The organism is Oryzihumus sp. (genome assembly GCF_054325275.1).
This window is the reverse complement of the sequence record NZ_JBTCWL010000118.1, coordinates 1-6,004: the sequence shown is the minus strand read 5'-3', so window position 1 is coordinate 6,004 and position 6,004 is coordinate 1. Positions and strand designations below refer to the sequence as shown.

Annotated in this window: 7 protein-coding genes; 3 read left to right on the top strand and 4 right to left on the bottom strand. The window is 72.3% G+C overall.

From position 1 onward, the window contains the following. Nucleotides 1-7: 7 nt before the first annotated feature. Both lexA and ACXVGS_RS18610 read left to right on the top strand, forming a co-directional pair. Nucleotides 8-709 (top strand): transcriptional repressor LexA, encoded by a 702-nt coding sequence (gene lexA, locus ACXVGS_RS18615; protein ID WP_458537348.1) that lies wholly within the window; start codon nucleotides 8-10, stop codon nucleotides 707-709. A gap of 182 nt (nucleotides 710-891) precedes the next feature. Further along, nucleotides 892-1,140, top strand: coding sequence for an SCO4226 family nickel-binding protein (locus ACXVGS_RS18610; RefSeq protein ID WP_458531008.1), 249 nt, complete (start codon nucleotides 892-894; stop codon nucleotides 1,138-1,140). Between the two features lie 6 nt (nucleotides 1,141-1,146). Here ACXVGS_RS18610 and ACXVGS_RS18605 read toward each other — a convergent pair whose 3' ends face one another. From ACXVGS_RS18605 to ACXVGS_RS18590, 4 genes are all read right to left on the bottom strand, one after another. Then, nucleotides 1,147-2,016, bottom strand: coding sequence for an NAD-dependent protein deacetylase (locus tag ACXVGS_RS18605; RefSeq protein ID WP_458531007.1), 870 nt, complete (start codon nucleotides 2,014-2,016; stop codon nucleotides 1,147-1,149). 41 nt (nucleotides 2,017-2,057) lie between these two features. Next, nucleotides 2,058-2,480, bottom strand: coding sequence for an ester cyclase (locus ACXVGS_RS18600; protein WP_458533952.1), 423 nt, complete (start codon nucleotides 2,478-2,480; stop codon nucleotides 2,058-2,060). A 186-nt stretch (nucleotides 2,481-2,666) separates the two neighbouring features. Then, nucleotides 2,667-3,938: a patatin-like phospholipase family protein gene (locus ACXVGS_RS18595; RefSeq protein WP_458531005.1), complete on the bottom strand. Its 1,272-nt coding sequence runs from the start codon at nucleotides 3,936-3,938 to the stop codon at nucleotides 2,667-2,669. Nucleotides 3,939-3,986: 48 nt separating this feature from the next. Further along, nucleotides 3,987-5,078 (bottom strand): aminotransferase class V-fold PLP-dependent enzyme, encoded by a 1,092-nt coding sequence (locus ACXVGS_RS18590; RefSeq protein WP_458533951.1) that lies wholly within the window; start codon nucleotides 5,076-5,078, stop codon nucleotides 3,987-3,989. 83 nt (nucleotides 5,079-5,161) lie between these two features. Between ACXVGS_RS18590 and ACXVGS_RS18585 the strand changes: the two genes are divergently transcribed. Next, nucleotides 5,162-6,004: LysR family transcriptional regulator (locus ACXVGS_RS18585; RefSeq protein ID WP_458537347.1), on the top strand; the 843-nt coding region annotated here is incomplete at its 3' end.

The window sequence follows — 6,004 nt, the reverse complement described above, 5'->3', positions numbered from 1 at the left end:
GGCCGAGATCCACGAGATGCCCGACCGCGAGAAGGGTGACGGGCTGACCGCCCGCCAGCGTCGCGTCCTGGAGATCATCCGCAACTCGGTCGACCGTCGTGGCTACCCGCCCAGCCTGCGCGAGATCGGCGAGGCCGTGGGCCTGGCCAGCCCGAGCAGCGTCGCCCACCAGCTGTCCATGCTCGAGCGCAAGGGCTACCTGCGCCGCGACCCCAACCGCCCGCGCGCCATCGAGGTCGTCTCCCCTGACGCCGGCGAGAAGGACCGGGGCTACCGCGCCGGCGACGCGCGCGAGGGCACCGTCGACGCCACCGGCAGCGGCGACAGCCATCCCGACGCGTCCTACGTCCCCGTCCTCGGCCGCATCGCCGCCGGTGGCCCGATCCTGGCCGAGGAGGTCGTCGAGGACGTCTTCCCGCTGCCCAAGCAGATCGTCGGCGAGGGCCAGCTGTTCCTGCTCAAGGTGGTCGGCGACTCGATGGTCGACGCCGCGATCTGCAACGGCGACTGGGTCGTCGTGCGCCAGCAGCAGACCGCCGACAACGGCGACATCGTCGCCGCCATGCTCGACAACGAGGCGACGGTCAAGACGTTCAAGCGCAAGGACGGCCACGTCTGGCTGATGCCGCACAACGACGCCTACGACCCGATCGACGGCGACGAGGCAACCATCCTCGGCAAGGTCACCGCGGTCCTGCGCCGGGTCTGACTCACCCCCGCTCGTATGCCGTGTGGCCGGCCCCTCGGGGCCGGCCACAGCCATCTTCGGGGCCGGCCACAGCCATGTTCGGGGCGCGGGTGGCTACGCCATTTGCCCGGTTCCGCCCGCCCCGGCGACGCCTAGCGTCCGAGCGTTGGGGGCGAGACCGCCCCCGCAGAGAGGTGAGCAGCATGCCCGAGTTCATGGACGTCCACACCGGGATGAAGGGGATCAGCGCGGCGGATCTTGCCGCTGCGCACCAGGCCGACCTCGACATCGAGGGCGAGGAGGGCGTGCACTTCAAGCACGCCTGGGCCGACCCCGAGAGCGGGATGGTCTACTGCCTGTCGGAGGCCCCGTCGGCCGACGCGGTCCGCAAGATCCACGAGCGGACGGGCCACCCGGCCGCCGAGATCCACCCGGTGCCGGTCCAGGCCTGACCTGGCTCAGGACGGCGACGGCGCGGCATACCGGGTCAGCCCGACCCGGTGTGCCAGCTCCGTCAGCGTCGCGCCCAGGGCAGCGTCGACGCGGATGGTGGCCTCACCATCCCCGCGGCTCTGACCCCGGGTCACGATCGCGACCGGTATGCCGTGCGCGGCCGCGCGCCGCACGAACCGGTAGCCGCTCATCACCTGCAGCGACGAGCCGAGGACGACCAGCCCGTCGCACGCCTCGACCTCGGCAAAGCACTGGGCCACAAGCGGTTTGGGCACCGACTCCCCGAAGAACACCACGTCGGGCTTGAGCTGGTCCGAGCCGCAGACCAGGCACCGCGGCGGGTGGAAGCGCGCCACCGCATCCTCGGGCAGCACCACGTCACCGTCGGGGCGGATCTCCCCCACCACCACCTCGAAGTCGGGGTTCGCCTCGCGCAACCGCGCGTCGAGCTCGACCCGTGGGGAGCGGTCGCCGCACTGCAGGCACAGCACCCGGTCGAGGTTGCCGTGCAGCTCGAGCACGTCGCGCGCACCGGCGGACTGGTGCAGCCCGTCCACGTTCTGCGTGATGAGCGCGCGCACGTGCCCGGCGTCCTGGAGCGCGGCCACCACCTCGTGCCCGCGGTTCGGCCCGGCCGCGGCGAACCGGCGCCAGCCGACGTAGCTGCGCGCCCAGTAGCGCCGGCGGTTCTCGGCCGACGCGACAAACTCCCCGTAGGTCATCGGCGTCACCCGCCGCCGGCCGTCCGCGCCTCGATAGTCCGGGATGCCGGACTCAGTTGACAGGCCCGCGCCAGAAAGCACCACCACGTTGCCGCCGCCGACGAGGTCGGCCAGGCGGGCCAGCTCGTCGGTGTCGTCGGTCGCCAGGCTCACGCCTGCCAGTATCACCCGGCCGCCGGTTCGACCCCGAACCGCTACCCCACGCCGAGCTGCTGCATCAGTCCCGGGATGTCGCTGATGTTCCAGTGCTCGGCGATCTTGCCGTCGCGGATCCGCACGAAGTCCATCACGCGCATCGACACGTGCCGGCCGGTCGGGGCCACCCCGAAGAAGTCGCCGCGGTGCGTGCCGTTGAACGTCTTGTACGTCGCGACCATGTCCCCGTCGGCCAGCTGGTGGATGATCTGCGCATCGTGGTCGGGGAACGCCGCGCGCACCATCCGGAACACCGCCTCGGCGCCCGCGAGCCCCTCCGGGACCCCCGGCGGCGCCGTGTGGTCGACGCAGTCCACCGCGATGAACTCCCCCACGGCGTCGATGTCCCCGGCTCCCTGCACCCGCTCGACGAAGGTGCGCACAATCTTCTTGTTGGTCTCCGGGTCGGTGGCAAGAGTCATCGCTGGCCTCCTCACAGGCAGGCGTATGCCGGCCGGCCGGGTGCGCGTCCGGCATACCGACCCTGCCACCGGGCGAAAGGGACACCACAGGCGAAAGGGTGAGGAGAGGGTGACCGGCAAGGCTGCGGCCCTGATCCGGCGTCCGCGGCGCGTCACCCACGCCAGCGAACAGGCGGTGACCAGCGGCTACCAGCGGCCGAGCAGGGCGCGCCGGGCCGACCCGCGCAGCGCCCGCCGGACCACGTCCGGGTCGGCCACCCTGGGGTGCGGCGGGTCGAGCGGGGCGTCGATGCGCACGGCGGAGGGGACGTACTGCCGGACCACGTGGTCGGCGACCAGGTAGCCGTGGCGCTCCAGGACGCGCTGCTCGTCCCTGGTGAACGCATCGAGGTCGGTGCGCACGGCGTTGATGAGCTCGACCACCGGCGCCGGATAACCCTGCGGCACAACGGTGTCCAGGCCCCACGTCGACCCGCTCATGACGTCGCGCGCGAAGCTGGCGTGCAGCCACCGCAGCCGGACCGAGGTGCCGCCACCCGTGGCCACCCCGAGGATCCGCAGCAGCCGACCCCAGACGGTGCGCTCGGCGCGGGCCCGGAACACCGCGCCGCCGTCGCTGACCAGGACCGTGGCGTGGTTGCGCCAGATCGGCTCGAGGCCGAGGTTGTCGTAAACCCCGCCGTCGGCGAGGCGGATCTGCTCGAGGATCGCCGCGCGCTGCTCGGGGGTCTCGTGGTCGGGGTGCCCGCCGGTGAGGCCGAGGTCGGCGCCCGGCAGCGTCAGCGGCGCGAAGAACGGCGGGAACGCGCACGAGGCCGCGACGGCGTCGGCCAGGCGCACCGAGGACGGCGGCGCGGCATAGCCGAGGCGGTAGTCCCCCATCCGGCCTTTGGGGCGCTGGGCGGTCGGGTCGGCGAACGTCCAGTCGACGCCATAGGCGACCTCGGTGGCGCCGAGGACGATGGCTGGACCGCCGGTCTCGTTGTCGCGCAACGGCTTTGACCACCACGGCACGGCCTCGACGTAGGCATCGGCCAGCGCCCGGACGGCACTGTCGGGCATGTGCCAGCGCGACGGCCACAGCTTGGACAGCAACGCCGGCGTGCGGACGTTGCGCGCGGTCAACCGCCGCAGCGGCTCGGCCACGCACTCCTCAAAGCCCTGCACCACGAGGTCCGCGCCGGCGAGGGAAGCACCGTGCTCGGCGGGCCAGACCAGCCGCGGGTCCGCCAGCAGGTTGGCCGTGATGGATCCGCCCGAGACGGCACTGATGGTGCGCACCTGACCGAGCACACCGAGCTCGTTGAGCCGGCGGACCGCACCGAGGTGGAACAGTGCTGCGCGGAAGCCGCCGCCGGACAGACACAGCCCGACCCCGACCCGGCGGCCGTTGGTTGCCGGCGTGGCAGAGGCGGGCTGGCTGGCCTGGTCCTGCTGTGTGATCCCCACCTTCGGCATCCCACCACAGGGCGCGGACACCCGCCCGGGATGCGAGCGCCGGGCTCGTCAGGTGGTGACGGGCAACCCGGCCAGGGCGTCGGCCACGAGGGTGACGTCGTCGGAGGTGTTCCAGACGTGGAAGGCGATCCGCACCCGTCCGGCCCGGGACGCGACCACCGCACCGGCCTGCTCCAGCCGATGGGCCATCGCCCCGCTCGGGTCGCGCAGCGACACCACGGGTCGGGCGCCGGTCTCCAGGCCCAGCCGCTCGCGCAGCGCGTTGGCCAGTGCCACGTCGTGGTCCCGGATCACCGACGTCGGCACGCTGCCGAGGACCTCCAGCGCCGGCACCGCCCCGGCCCACGCCAGCCACGCCGGCGAGACGTCGAACCGCCGCGCGTCACCGGCCAGGTGCATCTCCGGGCCGTAGCAGGAGGACCAGATCTCCTCCCCGGCATACCAGCCCGCATTGACCGGCCGGAGCAGGTCGCGCACCTGCGGTGCGACCGTGAGGTATGCCGTGCCGCGCGGCTGGCACATCCACTTGTAGGCCGAGCAGACGCTGATGTCGTAGTCCGTTGCGGTCACAGGCATCCAGCCCGCCGCCTGGGTCAGGTCACAGAAGGTCAGGGCGCCATGTGCGCGGGCGGCAGTGATCACGGCATCCCCGTCGCACAGGCTGCCGCAGGCGCTCTGGGCGAGGGAGAACGCGACGAGCGTCGTCTGCGGCGAGATCGCTGCTGCCAGCTCCGCCAGCGGGACCTGGCGCACGGTGATGCCCCTGCCCTCCTGGGCGGCGATGAGGAAGGGAAACACCATGGAGGAGAAGTCACCCTCGACGCAGACCACCTCGGCACCGTCGGGCAGCGAGGCGGCGACCATGCCGGCGAACACCGACGTCTGCGAGCCCACCGCCACCCAGTCGTGCGGCGCGCCGACGAAAGAGGCGTAGAGGGTGCGCGCCTGCTGGACCAGCGCGTCATACCCCGCGGCGCTCGCCCGGCCGGACTGCCACTCGAGGAGCGCCTGCTGCAGGGCGTCGACGACGGGGACCGGCGGCAGGCCGAGCGTGGCCGCGTTGAGGAAGCCGGGAGTCGGGGCGAAGGCGGCCTTCACGGTGTCGATGCTGGGGGTCGGCGTCGGCGGAGCGAGGGTCATGGCTTCACTGTCGCGAATCCGCAAAGATCACACAAGGACATGGATTCTTGATCTGTGATAACTCGGAGTTATATCGTGGTCCCATGATCGACGCCGCCGGCCTCCGTGTCATGCGAGCCATTGCCGACGAGGGCAGCTTCACCGGAGCAGCCCTGTCCCTCGGCTACTCCCAGCCTGCCATCTCGCAGATGGTGCGCCGCCTCGAGCAGCGCACCGGGACGGTGCTGGTCGAGCGGGTTGGGCGCAACGTGCGGCTCACCGAGGCCGGCCAGGTGCTGGCGCGGCACGCGGTCAACGTGCTCGCCGCGCTCGACGCCGCCGAGGAGGAGGTTGCCGCCATCGCCGGGCTGCGCGCCGGGCGCGTGCGGCTCATGGCGTTCCCGTCGTCGTCCGCGACCCTGGTGCCCCGGGCGCTGGCGCTGGTCAAGGAGCGCTACCCCGAGGTCAAGGTCAGCTTCACCGAGGCCGAGCCGCCGGAGTCCCTGGCGGCGCTGCGCGCGGGTGAGTGCGACCTCGCGGTCGCGTTCGCCTACGAGGGCACCGACCTCGGTCGTGGCGAGGAGGACCTCGACATGTTCGTCACGCGCAAGCTGCTCGACGACGAGGTGCGGTTGGCGCTGCCCAAGGACCACCCGATGGCCAAGGAGAAGGTCGCCGACCTGTCCAAGCTGTCCGAGGAGTCGTGGATCGCCGGCTGCCCGCGCTGCCGGGGCCACCTGCTGTCGCTGTGCAACCGGGCCGGGTTCGTGCCAAACGTGTCCTTCGAGACCGAGGACTACGTCGCCGTGCTGGGCCTGGTCGCCGAGGGGCTCGGCGTCGCGCTGATCCCCGACCTCATCCTGCGCACCGCCCACCACCGCGACGTGGTGACCCTGCCGATCCACCCGGCCTCGCGGCGCGCGGTCCACGTGGTGACCACGGCCGAC